The 17,034-nt window shown below is 66.6% G+C and carries 19 protein-coding genes; 11 read left to right on the top strand and 8 right to left on the bottom strand.

Annotation, left to right across the window (positions count from 1 at the left end; translation table 11 throughout):
- Nucleotides 1-71 precede the first annotated feature (71 nt).
- From L1965_RS13515 to L1965_RS13470, 10 genes are all read left to right on the top strand, one after another.
- Nucleotides 72-524, top strand: coding sequence for a hypothetical protein (locus L1965_RS13515; RefSeq protein ID WP_235756977.1), 453 nt, complete (start codon nt 72-74; stop codon nt 522-524).
- A gap of 229 nt (nt 525-753) precedes the next feature.
- Nucleotides 754-2,157: a F0F1 ATP synthase subunit beta gene (gene atpD / locus L1965_RS13510; protein WP_235756976.1), complete on the top strand. Its 1,404-nt coding sequence runs from the start codon at nt 754-756 to the stop codon at nt 2,155-2,157.
- A complete protein-coding gene (locus tag L1965_RS13505) occupies nt 2,147-2,539 on the top strand; it encodes a F0F1 ATP synthase subunit epsilon (RefSeq protein WP_235756975.1) in 393 nt (130 codons plus the stop codon). The genes atpD and L1965_RS13505 overlap by 11 nt, the downstream gene beginning before the upstream one ends.
- Nucleotides 2,536-2,823: an AtpZ/AtpI family protein gene (locus L1965_RS13500; RefSeq protein ID WP_235756974.1), complete on the top strand. Its 288-nt coding sequence runs from the start codon at nt 2,536-2,538 to the stop codon at nt 2,821-2,823. The genes L1965_RS13505 and L1965_RS13500 overlap by 4 nt, the downstream gene beginning before the upstream one ends.
- Nucleotides 2,824-2,865: 42 nt before the next feature.
- Nucleotides 2,866-3,156, top strand: a complete 291-nt coding sequence (locus L1965_RS13495; protein WP_235756973.1) for an N-ATPase subunit AtpR — start codon at nt 2,866-2,868, stop codon at nt 3,154-3,156.
- Nucleotides 3,147-3,851, top strand: coding sequence for a F0F1 ATP synthase subunit A (locus tag L1965_RS13490; RefSeq protein ID WP_235756972.1), 705 nt, complete (start codon nt 3,147-3,149; stop codon nt 3,849-3,851). The genes L1965_RS13495 and L1965_RS13490 overlap by 10 nt, the downstream gene beginning before the upstream one ends.
- A gap of 2 nt (nt 3,852-3,853) precedes the next feature.
- Complete coding sequence (locus tag L1965_RS13485) at nt 3,854-4,144, top strand: F0F1 ATP synthase subunit C (protein WP_235756971.1); 291 nt, start codon at nt 3,854-3,856, stop codon at nt 4,142-4,144.
- Nucleotides 4,145-4,148: 4 nt separating this feature from the next.
- Complete coding sequence (locus L1965_RS13480; protein ID WP_235756970.1) at nt 4,149-4,961, top strand: F0F1 ATP synthase subunit delta; 813 nt, start codon at nt 4,149-4,151, stop codon at nt 4,959-4,961.
- A complete protein-coding gene (locus L1965_RS13475) occupies nt 4,961-6,511 on the top strand; it encodes an alternate F1F0 ATPase, F1 subunit alpha (protein ID WP_277882974.1) in 1,551 nt (516 codons plus the stop codon). The genes L1965_RS13480 and L1965_RS13475 overlap by 1 nt, the downstream gene beginning before the upstream one ends.
- Complete coding sequence (locus tag L1965_RS13470; protein ID WP_235756969.1) at nt 6,498-7,376, top strand: F0F1 ATP synthase subunit gamma; 879 nt, start codon at nt 6,498-6,500, stop codon at nt 7,374-7,376. The genes L1965_RS13475 and L1965_RS13470 overlap by 14 nt, the downstream gene beginning before the upstream one ends.
- Before the next feature lie 242 nt (nt 7,377-7,618).
- On the opposite strand, the gene L1965_RS13465 is transcribed toward L1965_RS13470, so the two are convergent.
- Nucleotides 7,619-8,098, bottom strand: a complete 480-nt coding sequence (locus L1965_RS13465) for a baeRF12 domain-containing protein (RefSeq protein WP_235756968.1) — start codon at nt 8,096-8,098, stop codon at nt 7,619-7,621.
- A gap of 133 nt (nt 8,099-8,231) precedes the next feature.
- A complete protein-coding gene (gene mgtE / locus L1965_RS13460) occupies nt 8,232-9,545 on the bottom strand; it encodes a magnesium transporter (protein WP_235756967.1) in 1,314 nt (437 codons plus the stop codon).
- A 447-nt stretch (nt 9,546-9,992) separates the two neighbouring features.
- On the opposite strand from mgtE, the gene L1965_RS13455 reads away from it, so the two are divergent.
- Entirely contained in the window at nt 9,993-12,716 is a 2,724-nt protein-coding gene (locus L1965_RS13455) for a cation-transporting P-type ATPase (protein ID WP_235756966.1), read from the top strand.
- Nucleotides 12,717-12,838: 122 nt separating this feature from the next.
- On the opposite strand, the gene L1965_RS13450 is transcribed toward L1965_RS13455, so the two are convergent.
- The 6 genes from L1965_RS13450 to narJ all read right to left on the bottom strand — a co-directional run bounded on the left by L1965_RS13450 (nt 12,839) and on the right by narJ (nt 17,033).
- On the bottom strand, nt 12,839-13,369 hold the full coding sequence (locus L1965_RS13450) for a DUF2478 domain-containing protein (protein ID WP_235756965.1): 531 nt from the start codon (nt 13,367-13,369) through the stop codon (nt 12,839-12,841).
- A gap of 145 nt (nt 13,370-13,514) precedes the next feature.
- Nucleotides 13,515-14,147, bottom strand: a complete 633-nt coding sequence (locus L1965_RS13445; RefSeq protein WP_235756964.1) for a carbonic anhydrase — start codon at nt 14,145-14,147, stop codon at nt 13,515-13,517.
- Nucleotides 14,137-14,706: a hemerythrin domain-containing protein gene (locus L1965_RS13440; RefSeq protein ID WP_235756963.1), complete on the bottom strand. Its 570-nt coding sequence runs from the start codon at nt 14,704-14,706 to the stop codon at nt 14,137-14,139. Before L1965_RS13440 ends, L1965_RS13445 begins: the two co-directional genes overlap by 11 nt.
- A gap of 20 nt (nt 14,707-14,726) precedes the next feature.
- Nucleotides 14,727-15,521 (bottom strand): peptidylprolyl isomerase, encoded by a 795-nt coding sequence (locus tag L1965_RS13435; RefSeq protein WP_235756962.1) that lies wholly within the window; start codon nt 15,519-15,521, stop codon nt 14,727-14,729.
- Between the two features lie 5 nt (nt 15,522-15,526).
- Nucleotides 15,527-16,312 carry a respiratory nitrate reductase subunit gamma gene (gene narI / locus L1965_RS13430; RefSeq protein WP_235756961.1) on the bottom strand — a complete coding sequence of 262 codons (786 nt, stop codon included), beginning with the start codon at nt 16,310-16,312 and terminating at the stop codon, nt 15,527-15,529.
- Nucleotide 16,313: 1 nt separating this feature from the next.
- Nucleotides 16,314-17,033 carry a nitrate reductase molybdenum cofactor assembly chaperone gene (gene narJ, locus L1965_RS13425; RefSeq protein ID WP_235757110.1) on the bottom strand — a complete coding sequence of 240 codons (720 nt, stop codon included), beginning with the start codon at nt 17,031-17,033 and terminating at the stop codon, nt 16,314-16,316.
- Nucleotide 17,034: the final 1 nt, after the last annotated feature.

Below are 17,034 nucleotides of genomic sequence, written 5' to 3'. Positions count from 1 at the left end.
ATGCCGATAGGCCGACGAACCTGATCTGATGAATCAAGGATCAGGCTGGCAGCGTAAAATGGAGAGTGCACATGGCGAAGGAACAATCGCAACTCGATCGCACGGAGACGGCGCGCAAGACCCGGGCCCTTTTCACGGGAATCGGACCGGCCTCGGGCCAGGTCGAACAACTCCTCGAAATGCAGTGCTGCATGCTCAAGGAGGCCAGGCTGTTCACGCTTCATTGGTTCGAACGCCGCCAGAAGGCGACCGAAGCGGCCGTCGAGGCCCTGCACAAGATGAAGGCAACCGGCTCCGTCGACCCGGCAGCGGCCATGCAGGCGATGGCCGACTGGCAGCGCGGCTCGTTCGAGCGCATGACTGCGGATCTGATGGAGTGGACGGCGCTGTGCATGCGTGGCGTCGATGCGTCAACGACGGTGCGACTGCCCGGTTCTGCGGTCGACAAGGACGCAAAGGACGCGGGCACGTCCCGCGGCAAGCCTGCCTCCAGCCGCAAATCGTCCGATGCCATGCCGGTATGAGCGCAGCCGTTTCCATGGTGCCGGGCCCGCGACGGGTCGGATCCACGATCGGACGAGCGCGGCCCGTGTCGTGGTGACCGGCACCGGACGTTTCGCCTTCCTGACCATGCCTGATGTCGAAAACCCGTTTTTCTTGCCAATGGATACACGCTATCTTGCGGCGGCAAGCCTGTCGCAGCCCTGCGGTCCTACAGGGACGGGTCCATCCGATACGCAAGGATCATGGTGAATGAAGCAACGGGACAACCGCATCGGGCATATCGTCCGGCTTGGTGGCGGCGTGGCCGACATCCGCTTCGAACAGGCGTTGCCGGCGATCTCTCACCGGCTGGTCACGCTGACTGATCCCGAGATCGTGATCGAGGTCGCGGGCCTGCCGGGCAAGGGCATCGCCCGGGGTCTTGTCATGAATCCGACCGCCGACCTGCGCATCGGCCTTGCGGTGCGCGACACCGGCGGCCCCATCGACGTGCCGGTGGGCGAGGAGGTGCTTGGCCGGATGTTCAACCTGTTCGGCGAGACCATCGACGACGGCCCGCCACTGCCCGACCTGCCCCGGCGACCGATCCTGCGCGCGCCCGTCCCGCTGTCCGAGCGGCGGGTCGAGGGCAAGATCTTCGAGACCGGGATCAAGGCGATCGACCTGCTCAGCCCGTTGGAACGCGGCGGCAAGGCTGGGCTTTTCGGCGGCGCGGGCGTGGGCAAGACGGTTCTGATCACCGAGATGATCCACAACATGGTGGCCGAATACGATGGCGTCAGCCTGTTCTGCGGCATCGGCGAACGATCCCGCGAGGCCGAGGAGCTTTACCGCGAGATGGGCGAGGCCGGTGTTCTGGAAAACACCGTGATGATGTTCGGCCAGATGAACGAAAGCCCCGGCGTGCGGTTTCGCGTGGGCCATGCCGCCTTGACCATGGCCGAGTATTTCCGCGACGACCTGCGCCGCAACGTGCTGGTGCTGATCGACAACATCTTCCGCTTCGTGCAGGCGGGGTCAGAGGTTTCGGGCCTTCTGGGCCGCATCCCCAGCCGGGTTGGCTACCAGCCGACACTGGGCACCGAACTGGCCGATCTGGAGGAGCGCATCTGTTCCACCGACCGGGGCACCATGACCTCGATCCAGGCGGTCTATGTGCCGGCCGACGACTTTACCGATCCGGCCGCCACGCACACTTTCGCGCATCTCTCCGCTTCGATCGTCCTGTCGCGCAAGAAGGCGTCCGAGGGGCTTTACCCCGCCATCGACCCGCTGAAATCCTATTCCCGGATGCTGACACCCGGCACGGTCAGCGTTCGTCACTATCGCGTCGCCCGCGCCGTGCGCACGACGCTGGCCGAATACGAGGATCTCAAGGACATCATCGCGATGCTGGGCCTTGAGGAACTGTCCGAACATGACCGCGCCACGGTCCGGCAAGCCCGCCAGCTTGAGCGTTTCCTGACCCAGCCGTTCTTCTCGACCGAGGCGATGACCGGCAGCAAGGGCCGTTTCGTCACGCTGGACGAGACGCTGGACAGTTGCGAGCGCATCCTGTCAGGGGACTTCGCCGATCGCGACGAAGGGGATTTCTACATGATCGGATCCATCGAGGACCTCGCCGAGCCAGAGGAGACCACCGATGCGGCTTGAAGTCATCGCGCCCAGTGCGGTCTGCCTGGATCGCGAAGTCCGGCGCATCGTCGCCGAGGGACCGGACGGGCATTTCGGCATGCTGCCCGGACATGTGGATTTCATCAGCGAACTGGTCCCGGGTATCCTGGTCTATGAAACCGGGCAGGGCGCGGAACGTTTTGTCGCGGTCAATTCCGGCACGCTGGTGAAATGCGGCGACACGGTGCGGGTGGCCGTGCGCGGTGCGGTCGAAGGCGACGATCTGGACGCGTTGCGCGATCGCGTCGTGGCCGATTTTCGCCAGCGAGAGGACGAAGAGCGCGACGCCCGCGCGGCGCTTGCCCGGCTCGAGGCCAGCATGATCCGCCGCTTTCGTGATCTGGGGATGGCGGGATCATGACCGAGGACCGCGACAGCGAGACAGGCACCATCGCGCGCAAGGCGCGGCAGATGCAGGAGGCTCGCAAACGCCGCCGCGAAAGCCCATGGTATGGCTTGGGCATGTTCGGACTGGTGGGCTGGTCCGTCGCGGTTCCCACCGTCGCCGGCATTGCGCTGGGGATCTGGATCGACCGGCGCTGGCCGGGCGAGGTGTCCTGGACCCTGACCCTGCTGCTTGCCGGTGCCGTCCTGGGCGCCCTCAATGCCTGGTACTGGGTTCAGCGGGAGGGTCGCGATGAGTGATCGGGCCGGACAGATCCTCGGAGATGCAGGATGACGATTTCCATGACCTCCCTGCTTGGCGGCGCCGCAGTTGGCGGGGCCCTTGGCGCGGTCTATCTGGGGCTGCTCTGGATGGCCGTGCGGTCGCTGCCGCAGGATCGCCGCGGCATGCTGACATTCGTGGCGCTTGGCGTGGCGCGGATGGCCCTGCTGATTGGCGCTCTGGCGGCGGCGGCGGCGCTGGGTCTGCGGGTCGAGGGAATCGCCGCCGCAGTGATCGGATTCGTTGCCGCAAGAATCGCCGCAACGCGCCTGGTTGCGGGCACAGAGCCAGGGAAACCCACATGGAAATAAACCCCGACGCCTGGGTCCTCTACGAATGGCGGGGACTGCCGCTCAACGCGACCATCGTGTTCACATGGGTGGTCATGGCGCTGCTCGTCGTTGGCTCATGGGCGATCACCGCGCGGCTGAGCGAGGGGGAAACCGTCTCGCGCTGGCAGGTGATGCTGGAGGTGATCGTCACGACGATCCGCGACCAGATCGCCGAGGTCGGTGCCGATACGCCCGGCCGCTACCTGCCTTTCATCGGCACGCTTTTCCTCTTCATCGCTGCGGCCAATGTGCTCAGCATCGTGCCGGGCTACCAGCCGCCGACCGGCTCGCTGTCGACAACAGCGGCGCTGGCGATCTGCGTGCTGGTCGCGGTGCCCCTGTTTTCCATCGGCGAACGCGGTCTTGCCGGCTATCTGCGCAACTATGTGCAGCCGACGCCCCTGATGCTGCCCTTCAACATCGTCAGCGAGGCGTCGCGGACCATCGCGCTGGCCGTGCGGCTTTACGGCAACGTGATGAGCGGCACGGTGATCGTGGGCATCCTGATCAGTATCGCGCCGTTCTTCTTTCCCATCGTGATGCAGGTTCTGGGCCTGCTGACCGGCCTGATCCAGGCCTATATCTTCGCCATCCTCGCGATGGTCTATATCGGATCGGCCAGCCGCAGCCGCCGCAGGTCCGACGATCCGTCCACCAATCACACAGGAGACTGAGCATGGATGCCGCAACCCTGATTGCCGCGATCTCGATCTTTACCGCCGGGCTGACCATCGCCATCGGGTCGATCGGCCCGGCGCTGGCCGAGGGACGCGCCGCCTCGACGGCGCTGCAGGCGATCGCGCAGCAACCCGATGCGGCAAACACCATCACGCGCACCCTGTTCGTCAGTCTCGCGATGATCGAATCGACGGCAATCTACTGCTTCGTCGTGTCGATGATCCTGATCTTCGCCAATCCCTTCGCCAATCTTGCCGCCGATCTTGCAACCCAGGCTGCCGGAGGCTGACACCATGCAGATCGACTGGCTGACGGTCGCGGCGCAGATCTTCAACTTCCTGGTCCTGGTCTGGCTGTTGCAGCGGTTTCTCTACCGTCCGATCACCACCGCGATGGCGCGGCGCGAAGAGCGCATCGAATCCCGGCTGTCCGAGGCAAGGAAGGCGCGCGCCAAGGTCGAGGCCGAGGCCGAGGATCTGCGTGAAAAGCAGGAAAGGCTTGAGGCCAGGCGCGAAGAGGTCCTGCGCGAGGCGCGGCAGAAGGCCGAGGCCTTGCGCGAGGATCTGGAAGACGATCTTCGCAAGGAGATCGAGGCCCGGCGCACGTCCTGGCAAGACCATCTGGACGACGAGCGCGACGAACTTGCCGAGCGGTTGCGCCATCAGGCCGGCCATCAGGTGATCGAGATCGTCGGGCGCGTGCTCAGGGACTATGCGGGCAGCGACCTGGCCGGTCAGGTGGCCGGGACCTTCGTGGACCGTCTGACCGACCTCGACGACGAGGCGCGCGACAAGCTCAGGGCCGCGGCCGAGCGCGCGGACGGCACCGCCACGCTGCAGAGCAGCGTCCCGCTCAAGCCGGCTGCGCGCAGTCAGATCACGCGCGCGATCCGCGAGTACATCGCCCCGGATATCGAGGTGGACTATCGCGAGGATGACGACCTGCTGCTGGGCGTGCGCCTGACCATCGGTGAGCAGACGGTGGAATGGTCCGCCACACGCTTCCTGCACCGTCTGGAAACGACGCTTGACGAAGTGATCGAGGGCGGCCTGCGGCGCCGCGCCGCAGGCCTGCCGGATCCCGACGACAGCGCGGAAGGCGGCTGATGGCGCGCAAGACGATCACCGACGACCTGAAGGACGATCTCTTCGAACCGCTCGAAGATGCGCTTGCGCGGGTCAGGCCGGTCCTCGAGATGGCCGAGATCGCGCATATCCTGTCGGTCAGCAACGGCGTGGCAGAGGTCGCGGGCTTCACCGATCTGAGGGCGGATGAATTGCTGGTTTTCGCGGGCGACGTGTTGGGGATCGCCTCCAGCATCAGCGCGGGACGCGCCGGAGTCATCATCCTGGGGCCGACCGAGGGCCTGCGGCCGGGCGATCCGGTGCGCCGCACGGGCCGCGTGGTCGATGTGCCCGTCGGCGCAGGCCTGATCGGGCGCGTGGTTGACGGCCTTGGCCGGCCGCTGGACGGCGGCGATGCCGTCGAGGTCGAGGAGCGGCTGCCCATCGAACGGCTTGCGCCCCCGATCATGCACCGCGCGCCGGTCCAGGTGCCGCTACAGACCGGGATCAAGGCCGTCGATGCAGCCATCCCGATCGGTCGCGGCCAGCGCGAACTGATCCTGGGCGACCGGCAGACTGGCAAGACCGCCATCGCCGTGGATACGATCCTGAACCAGGCCGACAGCGGCGTGCTGTCGATCTACTGCGCCATCGGGCAGCGCGCCTCGGCCGTGGCGCGCGTGATCCAGAGCCTGCGCGAGGGCGGCGCGATGGATCGCACCATCGTCGTGGTGGCCAGCGGCGAGGATGCGCCCGGCCTGCAATTTGCCGCCCCCTATGCCGCGACTTCGATGGCCGAGCATTTCATGGCCAAGGGGCGCGACGTGCTGATCGTCTATGATGATCTCACCCGCCACGCGCGCGCCTATCGCGAATTGTCGCTTCTGTTGCGCCGCCCGCCGGGGCGCGAGGCCTATCCGGGCGACATCTTCTATATCCATTCGCGCCTGCTGGAGCGCGCCACGCAACTGCGCGAGGACCATGGCGGCGGTTCGCTTACCGCGCTGCCGGTGGTCGAGACACAGGCACAGAACATCTCGGCCTATATCCCCACGAACCTGATCTCGATCACCGACGGGCAGATCTACCTGTCGCCCTCGCTGTTCGAGAAAGGCCATCTGCCGGCGATCGACATCGGCACCTCGGTCAGCCGCGTGGGCGGCAAGGTCCAGCTGCCCGCCTTTCGCGCCGTCGCCGGCAATCTGCGGCTGATGTACGCGCAATTCGAAGAGTTGGAGACCTTCGCCCGGTTCGGCACGCAACTCGACGCCGAGACCCGCCGCAAGCTGACCCGCGGCCTGCGGGTTCGCGAGGTTCTCAAGCAGCGCGAGCATGATCATCAGCCCGTGCCCGAGCAGATCGCAGCCCTCATGGCCGCAACCGAGGGGCTGTTCGACGATCTCGAGCCCGACGATGTGGCCGAGGCCGAAAAGACCGTCCGCAAGGCCGTGCGTTCGGAGGTTCCCGATATCTGCGACAGGATCTCCGCCGGCGAAAAGCTGGACGACACCGACCGCAAGGCGTTGATCGAGGCACTGCAGGACGCGCTGTCCGGGGCGCCGCCGACCGAGGGCGACGATGGAGACGCTTGAAAGCCTTTCGGACGCGCTGGACACCACGGGTGACATCCAGTCGATCGTGCGCACCATGAAGGCGCTGTCCTCGGTCAGCATCCGGCAATATGAAAACGCCGAGGCGGCAATGGCGGATTATGCCCGCACGGTCGAGCTGGGCCTGATGGCGGTCTTGCGCAGGCACCGGCAGGCAGGGCGGCCCCTGCCGCGCGGGGGCGGCAAGACGGGTCGCGATGGGTTGATCGTGATCGGCTCGGATCGCGGCCTGTGCGGTGGCTACAACGACAAGATCACCCGCTTTGCGCTGTCGAGGATGGGCGACCGGCCGGTGGTGCTGGGCGTCATCGGAACGCGCGCCGCGGCCCGGCTCGAGGCGGCCGGGCGGCCGGCGGATGTCTTGCGCTCGCAGCCCGGCTCGGTCGAGGGCTTGTCGAGGCTGGTGCAGTCGATGATCGTCGCGGTCGACCGCTGGACGCAAGAACAGGGCGTCGGCGAGGTCTGGCTGGCGCATAACCGCCGCCAGGGACGCATCACGGCCAAGCCGCAGGCGCACCGGCTTCTGCCATTGCCCGACAGCTATCTTGAAAAGCTGGCGCGGGCGGATTGGCCCGGCCGGTCCCTGCCGCTGTTCCGGATGGATGCCGCAAGGCTGATGTCCTGGCTTGTTCAGCAACGGCTGTTCGTGGTGATCTACCGCGCCCTTGCCGAGGCACTGGCCAGCGAACACGCCTCGCGCCTGGCCGCGATGCAGGCCGCCGAACGCAATATCGAGGAGCGGCGCGAGGACCTCGGCCAACTCTACCGCCTGCGGCGCCAGGAGACGATCACGCGTGAGTTGCTTGACGTCGTGTCGGGTTTCGAGGCCGTCAGTTCAGCCGAATGACCCGCGCGGATCGGCCCGGGCCCCTCGCCCTCCCCGTTCACGGGCAAGCTGCCTGGCCGGTGCCGGCAACGACCGGTTCCGGTTTCCCCACGATGACGACGCCTTCACCGCGCCTGTGTCCGATCTGCCGGATCGGAGGGCCTTTCTTCGTCGCGACGAACGCCCGGAACACGATCATGAGCGCCTTTCCCGAGGCGACGGCCCGGCCGCGGCGACCGGGCGCGCGCCGGCCGGCCCCCCGTTCAGTGGTCTTTCAGCAGCTTCGCCATGTCCGGCAACGTCAGGTTGGTCAGGTCCTTGTCGATCTCGGCGACGAGGACGGGTTCCAGCTTGTCGCCATACGCGTCGCGCAGCACACCCAGGGTTCGCGGATCCGCGACGACGATGAGGCGCTTGAAGCGGCCCTTGCCGGCCCATTCGACAAGCTGTTCCGCCAGTTCCTCGGCGAAGCGATGTTCCGCGACGCGATGCCGGTCGGTTTCCTCCATCGCGCTTCGTGGCCCCCCGCCATGCGCGATCCCGCCCCCGGCCTGTCCGCGCGTTCCGCCCTGGTCCGGCATCCGCCCCGGGCGATCGCTTGCAAGCTCTCGGGCGGGCGGATTGGGGTCTTCTTCCTTCGCCATGGCGCGAAGGATGGGATGCTGGGCATCGCCCTCATTGCGCAGCAGAAGAAACTTCTCGCCATCCGCCACGACGATCCAGGTATCATGATCGATCTTCATTCGGCACACCTCCGTGCGACCCAAGGAACGCTGTTTTCCGCCGTTGCACAAGAGCCCGGCGGCAAAGACCGACCACGTCTTTCGGGCGGCAGCGCTAGCCCTGTGTCGATCGGGCCCGGCGCGGGACGGCCTGCTAGAGGCCGAGAACCAGACGGGCCACCAGGAAATAGACAATGAGGCCGGTTGTATCGACGATGGTCGTCACGAAAGGCGCGCTGAACACCGCCGGATCGATTCCGAGCAGTCGGGCGAAGATGGGCATCACCGATCCGACAAGCGCGGCAAGCAGACATATCGCAACCAGCGTCACCGCCACGACGACGGCCAGGTCAGGATCGAAGAGATACGAGACCAGGGCGAGAGCGGCAGCTGCGATGAGCAGGCCCATCGTCAGACCCGTTGCGGCCTCGCGGAGGGCCACTTTCAGCACATCGGCCGGCTGCACGTCATGGACCGCAAGCGCGCGCACGATCGTCGTCGCCGACTGCGCGCCGGTGTTGCCGCCGATGCCGATCAGCAGGGGAATGAAAAGGGTCAGGGTCACGGCGCTCTCCAGCATGGTCTCGAAGACACGCAGCACGTTGACCGTCAGGGCAGCCGCGACGGCAAGCAGCGAAAGCCACAGGATGCGCGCGCGCACGAGGCGCAGGATGGGCACGGCCAGATACGGCCGCCCCAGCGGTTCGGACGCGCCGGTTCGTGCGAAATCCTCACCCTCCTCGAACTCCAGCACCTCCATGGCGTCGTCGAAGGTGATGATTCCCACAAGCCGGCGGTTCTCGACCACCGGCACGACCATCAGGTCGCCCCCCTTCATCAGCCGTGCGACATCCTCCTGGTCGTCATCGACCGAGACGACCGGCACATCCTCGCGCACCAGTTCGGCCACCAGCGCGTCCGGTTCTGCAAGAACCAGCCGCGCAAGGTCCAGCATCCCGATCAGCTGCATGTCCTTCTGCACGACGGGCATGAGATATATCGTCTCGGCCCGCTCCTGCCCCTCGCGGATCGCATCGAGGGCCGCGGACACCGTCATGTCGAGGCCGAGGCTCAGGAACTCGGGGCTCATGATCCGCCCCGCACTCTCGGGCCGGTGGCGCAGCAGCGCCTCGGTCGAGGCACGTTCCTCGGCAGACAGATCATCGAGCATGCGTCCCGACACGGATGCCGGCACGCTTGCGAACAGGCGCGCGCGGTCATCGGGCTCCATGTCGTTCAGCAACACGCGGCGCCGGGTCTCGGGCATTGCCAGAAGAACATCGGCCTGGTTGACGGGATCGAGCAGGCTCAGGACGCGTCCGGCACGCTTCTGGGGGAGCCGGCGAAAGGCCGCGATGCGTTCGTCCGGGGCACAGCGGTTGAGCGCCTTGGCAACAGCATGGGCGTCGGTTTTCGCGATCCAGCGTTCGAATTCGTCCGGTTCCCGAGGAAAGGAAATCTCGGCCATGATGATGGTCCCCTCTGTCTCGACTGTCCGCACCGGCTGCCGAGCGGACCCAATCCCACGCAATGACGTCTCTGCATCCTGTTGCAGAACACCGGTGCGCGCGAAAGACGTATTCGACCTGACCCGGCAGCCGCCGCGCTGTGCGCCCGTCAGCTTGCTGTCGGAACCGGAAAGCGTCGTGCGGCGGGTCCTTGTCGGCATCACGCGCGATGTGAAGCGCATCCGTTCGCTGGGTGCGGTGCAACGGCTCGCTGTCGCTCGGGCAAGTCTCGTTCACATCCATTTTCGGCTATCGGATCGGGCTGACATTGCGTATGGGACATGTCATCCACGTCTGCGATGCACCGAAGAAGGATCGGATCGGGAGCCCGGCAAGCGGGATCGAAGACGAGCAGGCACCCTGAAACGTGACGACATGGCGATTCAACGGAAGCGGGGATCCGAGCAATGACCCAGAACACGGAAACCACGCACCATCATGCCATGTCCGCGCGGCAGGCACTTGATGCGCTTGCCAGCGGGAAGAAAGGGCTTGACCACCAGCAGGTCGCCCGCCGCCAGGCCGAACACGGGCTGAACCGTCTGCCCAACGCGCCGAAGCGCAGCCCGATCCTGAGGTTCCTGGCGCATTTCCACAACGTGCTGATCTACGTCCTGATCGCATCGTCAGCGGTGACGGCGGCGCTGCAGCACTGGGTCGATACCGGCGTGATCCTCGCGGTGGTCATTGTAAACGCCGTGATCGGCTACATCCAGGAAGGCCGCGCCGAGCAGGCCATGGATGCGATCCGCGGGATGCTGGCGCCGCGTTCGGCCGTGCTGCGTGACGGGCGGCGGATCAGCGTCGACGCGGCCGATCTTGTGCCGGGCGACATCGTGCTGATCGAGGCCGGGGACCGGGTGCCCGCCGATCTGCGGCTGATCGAAGCGCGCGGCATCAAGGCGGAAGAGGCGATCCTGACCGGCGAATCCGTGCCGGTGGACAAGGGCATTGCCCCGGTGGCGAAGGATGCGGCTCTGGGCGACCGGGCCTCGATGCTGTTTTCCGGCACGCTGGTGGCCGCAGGGGCCGGTCGCGGCGTGGTTGTCGCGACCGGAACCGCCACCCAGATCGGCGGGATCAGCGGCATGCTCGGACGCGTCGAGACGCTGACCACACCGCTTGTGGCCCAGATGGACCGCTTCGCGCGCTGGCTGACGGTCTTCATCCTGATCGTCGCAGCCTCGCTGCTGATCTACGGCTACTTCGTCGGGCATCTGCCGTTCGCCGAGCTGTTCATGGCCGTTGTCGGCCTGTCGGTTGCGGCCATCCCCGAGGGTCTGCCTGCGGTGCTGACGATCACCCTCGCCGTAGGCGTTCAGGCCATGGCCCGACGCAACGCCATCGTGCGCCGGCTGCCCGCGATCGAGACCCTGGGTTCCGTCTCGGTGATCTGCTCCGACAAGACCGGCACGCTCACCCGTAACGAGATGATGGTGGCGTCTCTGGCGGCGGCAGAGCATATCTACGCCGTCGGCGGGAACGGCTATGCGCCCGAGGGCGCGGTGCGCTGGCGCGAGGCCGACGCCCATCCCGGCGAGCACGCCGTGCTGATCGAGTTCGCCCGCGCCGCCGGACTGTGCAACGATGCGGTCCTGCGGCCCCATGAGGCCGGATGGCGGGTCGAGGGCGACCCGATGGAAGGCGCGCTGATGGCGCTCGCCGGCAAGATCACGCGCGAGGGGGCCGAGCCTTTCCGGCAATGGACCCGCAGCGATGCGATCCCGTTCGATACCGCCCACCGCTACATGGCCGTTCTGCACCACGACGACGAAGGCCGCGGCTGCATCCACGTGAAGGGCGCGCCCGAGGCGGTGCTGGCGCTCTGCGCCGATCAGCGTGCCGCTGATGGCGGGTCCGAGCCACTCGACGCGGATCACTGGAACGGGATGGTCGAGGATCTGGCGGCCGAGGGGCAGAGGGTGATCGCCGTGGCGGTCCGGGCGGTTCCCCAGGACCACACGATCCTGAACACCGCGGATCTGGAGGGGCGGCTTACACTCATCGGGCTGATCGGCCTGATCGACCCGCCGCGCGCCGAGGCCATCGAGGCCGTGGCCGAGTGCCACGCCGCCGGCATCCGCGTGAAGATGATCACCGGCGATCATGCCGCTACCGCGCGGGCAATTGCGGGCATGATCGGCCTGAAAAACCACGACCGCGTCCTGACCGGCGCCGATCTTGAAGCGATGGACGACGCCGCGCTGGCCGATGCCGCGGTGCAGACCGACATCTTCGCGCGCACCTCGCCCGCCGACAAGCTGCGCCTCGTCACCGCCCTTCAGTCGCGCGGGCTGACCGTGGCGATGACCGGCGACGGTGTGAACGACGCGCCCGCGCTGAAGCGCGCCGACGCAGGCATCGCCATGGGCCTCAAGGGCAGCGAGGCGGCGAAGCAGGCGGCCGAACTGGTGCTGGCCGATGACAACTTCGCCTCGATCGCCGCCGCCGTGCGCGAGGGCCGCACCGTCTATGACAACATCAAGAAGGTGATCGGCTGGACCCTGCCCACCAACGCCGGAGAGGCGATGCCGATCATCATCGCGCTCTTCCTCGGGATGGCCTTGCCGATCACCGCGGTACAGATCCTTTGGGTCAACCTCGTCGCCACCGTGACGCTGGGGCTGGCCCTGGCGTTCGAGCCTTCGGAACCCGGAACGATGCGACGCCCGCCACGACCGCGCGGCGAGGCGCTGCTGACCGGGGGACTGCTGTGGCATGTGGCGCTGGTGTCGTTACTGTTCACCGCCGCCGTGTTCGCGGTCCATACCTACGCGCTGGACAAGGGACATTCGCAGGAACTGGCGCAGACGATGTCGATGAACACCATCGTCGTGCTGGAGATCTTCCACCTCTTCTTCATCCGCAACATCCACGGGACGTCTCTTACCTGGGCGGCGGCAAGAGGAACGCGGGTCGTCTGGGCGTGCGTCATCGCCGTTACCACGGCGCAATTCGCCGTCACCTACCTGCCGCCGCTTCAGGCCGTCTTCGGAACGGAAGCCGTGCCCTTGTTCGACGGGCTGCTGATCGTCGCGATTGGCGTCGTCTTTTTCGGGCTGATCGAAACGGAAAAGCAGATGCGACTGGCCTTCAGGTCGGGAAACAGCCAGCCTGCCGGTTCGCCATGATGGCCGCGCGACGGCCACCAACGCTAGCGGCGCCTGTCGCAGGGCATGCGACGGCGCGCTTGCGCCTGGTTCAGCGCCATCGTGGCCAAGCCGATGAGGACCACGCGTTTCGCGGCCCGCGCCTAGCGGGCCGCCGCGGTTGCCGTCGCAGGGGCAGTCGCACGCTCAACCCAGTCCCGCAATGCCGCGGGTTCGGGCGGCAACTGGACGGCCATCCCTCCTGCAAAGGTCTCGAACGCGTCCTGGTTGAGCCCGTTCAGGCCGACAAGCACCGGCACATCCATCGCAAGGGCCTGCGCAATCACGTCGCGAAAGCCCCGTCCCTCGGCCTCGTGCTTGCCGAACTTGTTGATGATCAGCAGGTCCGCGCCCGATGACAGCCGCGCCACGACAAGCCCCACGGCCGTTTCCAGAGCGACCGGATCGAGGCGACATCCGCGCGACGACGGGCCAAGGTCCTGGCTGATGCGCAGGACCGGACCGGACGGCAGAACCCGCACATCCATGTCGCACGGGCCGGAATCCCCGCGCTCGCTGTTGATCTGGACGGTGCCGCAGCATCTGAGGCCGCGGGCCTCGATATCGGCGGCCAGCCCTGCAAGGATCAGGTCGGTGTCGCCGCGCCCCGGCGCCATCGTATAGGCAAGCATCATGTCTCGGCTCCTCGGCTGTGGCGGACGGGTTTGCATGCGGCACGCGCGCAAGCAGGAAGAAGATCGGCCTTGCGGGCAGGACGAACAGCCCTGACATCCTGCCCGTCAGAGCCGCATCCCGATGACGCGATGGGGTGACAGATCGTCATTGTGCCGGCTCATGCTTGAGATGATCGGATTGAAAATGGCCGGGCCCGATGCTGCAGTCGAGGTCGCGCAGGCGACCGTCCATCAAGCCGTAGATCAGGCCGTGCACGCGGATATTCGCGCCGCGAGACCAGGCCCTTTGCAGGATCGGCGTCTCGCACACGCGCCGCACGCCCTCGACGACATTGAATTCGGCCAGACGGTCGCGCCGCCCTTCCATATCGGGTTCGCGGCCCAGATCGACCGCATAGGCCCGCGCCAGCCGCCGGATCGGTTCCAGCCAGTGATCGGTCAGACCGTGGGGCAGATCCTCGGTCGCGGCCCTGACCCCGCCGCAGCCGTAATGACCGCAGACGATGATCTCGCGCACATGCAAGGCCTCGACCGCGAATTCCAGCGCCGACAACAGGTTCATGTCGGAGGAATGAACGATGTTGGCGACGTTGCGATGGACGAACACCTCGCCCGGATCGAGGCCCGCGACGACATTCGCCGGGACCCGGCTGTCGGAACAGCCGATCCAGAAGAACTCGGGCGCCTGAAGGGCTGCAAGTCGGGTGAAATAGTCCGGCTCTTCAGCGTGGCGCCGTTCCGACCAGTCCCGATTGCGCGCCAGAAGGTCACTCAGCATTCTTTTTCTCCACATCGGGGGCCAGCCCCCGTCGCGCCCGCATGTGATGCGACAGCGTCGCAAGATCCGCCCGGGTCAGCCGGGCGCGGGCAATCGGCAGCAGGATGGCATTTTCGGCCACAAGGTGGCGGCGCATATGCGCGGCGAATCGAGTCAGCATCGCGCGCTCCTCGGAGGACAGGTCCGACCCGCTGTCCAGGCAGCCGGCCAGGCTTGCCCGTATCGGGGGCAACAGGCGCATGGCCGCGATCTGGTCGACCCTGATCCGGGCAATCGCGCTTTCGATGGCGTCCTCGGCCATGCAGCGCTGCGCGAGAAGGGGAAACAGCTCTTCCACCTCGTCGCGCAGATGCACGTTCACCTCTTCATTGAGAAAGCGCAGGATGGTCAGAGCAGCCTGCCGCTCCAGCGAGGCGGCCGCGGCAAGACCATCGATCACCGCGCAGATCTGGCGTTCCCGCAGATGGTCCTCGCTGATGAAATCCAGCGGACTGTCAAGCAGGCCCGGATCCGTCGGGCCATGACCGCTGGGGCGACGCGCTGGATCTGACGGATTCATGACGCGCCTCCTCAAGCGTTTCAGATCGGCGCAAGGCTCGCGCCGGTGATGTCTGCCTTGGCGGCAAGCGTCTCGACAAAGGTCCGCGAGGCACGGGCCCAAGCTGCCTTTTCCAGCGCCTGCGCGATCTTGGGGCGGACGGTTTCATAGGGCAGCACCTGCCCTGGCGCCGTGGCGTTCAGGCGGATGATGTGCCAGCCGTGCCGCGACAGGACGGGCGCGGGCGTCATTCCGCCTTCCGTCAGGCCGCGCAGCGCCGCCTCGAATTCCGGCACGGTGTCGCCGGGGCCAAGCTGACCCAGATGCCCGCCGGCAGCCTTCGACCCGCAATCGCTTTCGCGGGCGACCGCCGCGAAACCCTTGGCGTCGCCGTCAAGTCGCTCCAGCAGGGCGACGGATCGTGCCGCGGCCGCCTCTCGCTCTTGTTCGTCGCGCGGGTCGCAGGCGCACAGGATATGCGACACATCCCACAGCGGCGCGGACCGGTACCGGTCGGGGTCCCTCGCCCATTCGGCACGCACCGCGTCCTCGGTGACGGGCGCGATGGTCAACGCCTCGTCCAGAAGGCCCCGGATCAGGGCTTCGTCCTCGGTCTCGACCCGGCCGGGGGCCAGTTCGATCGGGTCGGGCTCCAGCCCGCGCGCCCTCGCCTCTTGCAGCAGCAGGGCCCGGATCGCCAGCGCCTGAGCCGCCTTGCGCCAGGCGATGCCGGGCTTGTCCCTGGGCGCGGTGTGGTTCTGGGCCTCGGCGGCGATCGCCGCCGAGGGAATGGTTTCGCCGTTCACGACGACATCGGGAAACAGGGCCACATTCATCGCGATCACTCCGCCGGGGTGGTGACTTTGGGGCCGGCCTTGCCCTGACGCGCATCGTAGTCGCTGCGGCGGTCTTCCAGCGCGCGGCGGCGGCGCGAGCGCACGATCTGGTATCCGGGCCGCGTCAGAAGATAGCGGAACGGGGCCGCGAAGCCTGACCAGATATGCACCAGCCGGGTGAACGGGAACAGTATGGTGATGATCAGGCCAAGGAAGATGTGCAGCTTGTAGAGCCAGTGCACGTCGACCACGGTGATCCAGGCATTCACGTTCCAGGACACGACGCTTTGCGACCACGTCATGAACCGCACCATTTCCGCCCCGTCCATGTGTTGCAGGGTTTGCGTGATCGTCAGCAGACCGATGGCCAGCTGAAGCCAGATCAGCGCCATGATCAGGATGTCGGGCACCGTCGATGTCACGCGGATGCGCGGATCGGCAATGCGGCGGTGCAGCAGCATGGTCGAGCCGACCAGCGCGGCGATGCCGGCGGGTCCCCCGATCAGGACCGCCATCCATTGCTTCAGCCCGTAGGGCACGCCCAATGCGTCCAGCACCCAGATCGGAGTGAACAGCCCGATAAGATGGCCGAAAAACACCGTGATGATGCCGACATGGAACAGGATCGACCCCCAGACCAGTTGCTTGTGGCGCAAGAGCTGGCTTGATGAGCTTTTCCAGGTGAACGGGTCACGCTCATAGCGCGCGATGGACCCAACCAGGAAGACTGTCAGCGCCACATAGGGCATGACCCCGAAGATGATGAAATTGATGTCAAAATCGCCGAACATGTCATGCGCTCCTGTTCAGGGTGGTGGGGGCGGGGGCCGTCTTGACCGCCGGTTTGTCCATCAGGGCCAGCATGTCGCGGACCTGGGGGCAGCCGGCGTTCGGGTCGGGGCCGAAGGTGACTTCGGCTTCTTCCCATACGGCATCCAGCGCGGTCAGGTCGGTGGGGTCGTCATCAGGATGCGCCAGCATCTCGGCGACAGCCTCGGCGTCGGCCTGGCCGCCGGCAAGCTGCGACAGCGCGGCGAACGCGGCAGCATATCCGCTTTCGCGACGGGAAAGCCGGGCGCTGAGGGCATCAAGGATATGCGCGGCGTCTGCCAGGGTCTCGCGGGCCTCGGACGACGGACGCGTGGACAGGAATTCCAGCAGCACCGGCAGGTGATCGGGCAGTTCCGAGGTGGCGGGCTCGAACCCGCCTCCCCGATAGGTTTCAACCAGGCTGACCATCGCGCCACCCCGGTCCCGGCTTTCGCCGTGCACATGTTCGAACAGGTTCAGCGACAGCGTGCGCGACCGGTCGAACAGCATGACATACTGCTCTTGCAGGTCATACAGGTCGCCCTGCCCCAGCCTTTCGGTGAGGGTTCGCAACGCGGCCCGGGTGTCCGGGGCGATGCGGCGATCGGTGTCGAACACGGCGCCGATCTGGGGCATGGCGTCCTGCAGTTCGGTGCCGGGATAGCTGAGCGTCAGCGACAGCGCCTTGAGGGTACGGTCCATC

It is taken from the genome of Paracoccus salsus (genome assembly GCF_021556615.1).
GTDB classification, from domain to species: Bacteria; Pseudomonadota; Alphaproteobacteria; order Rhodobacterales; family Rhodobacteraceae; genus Paracoccus; species Paracoccus salsus.
Note: the sequence above shows the minus strand (reverse complement) of the source record. Positions and strands in the feature narration are given on the sequence as shown.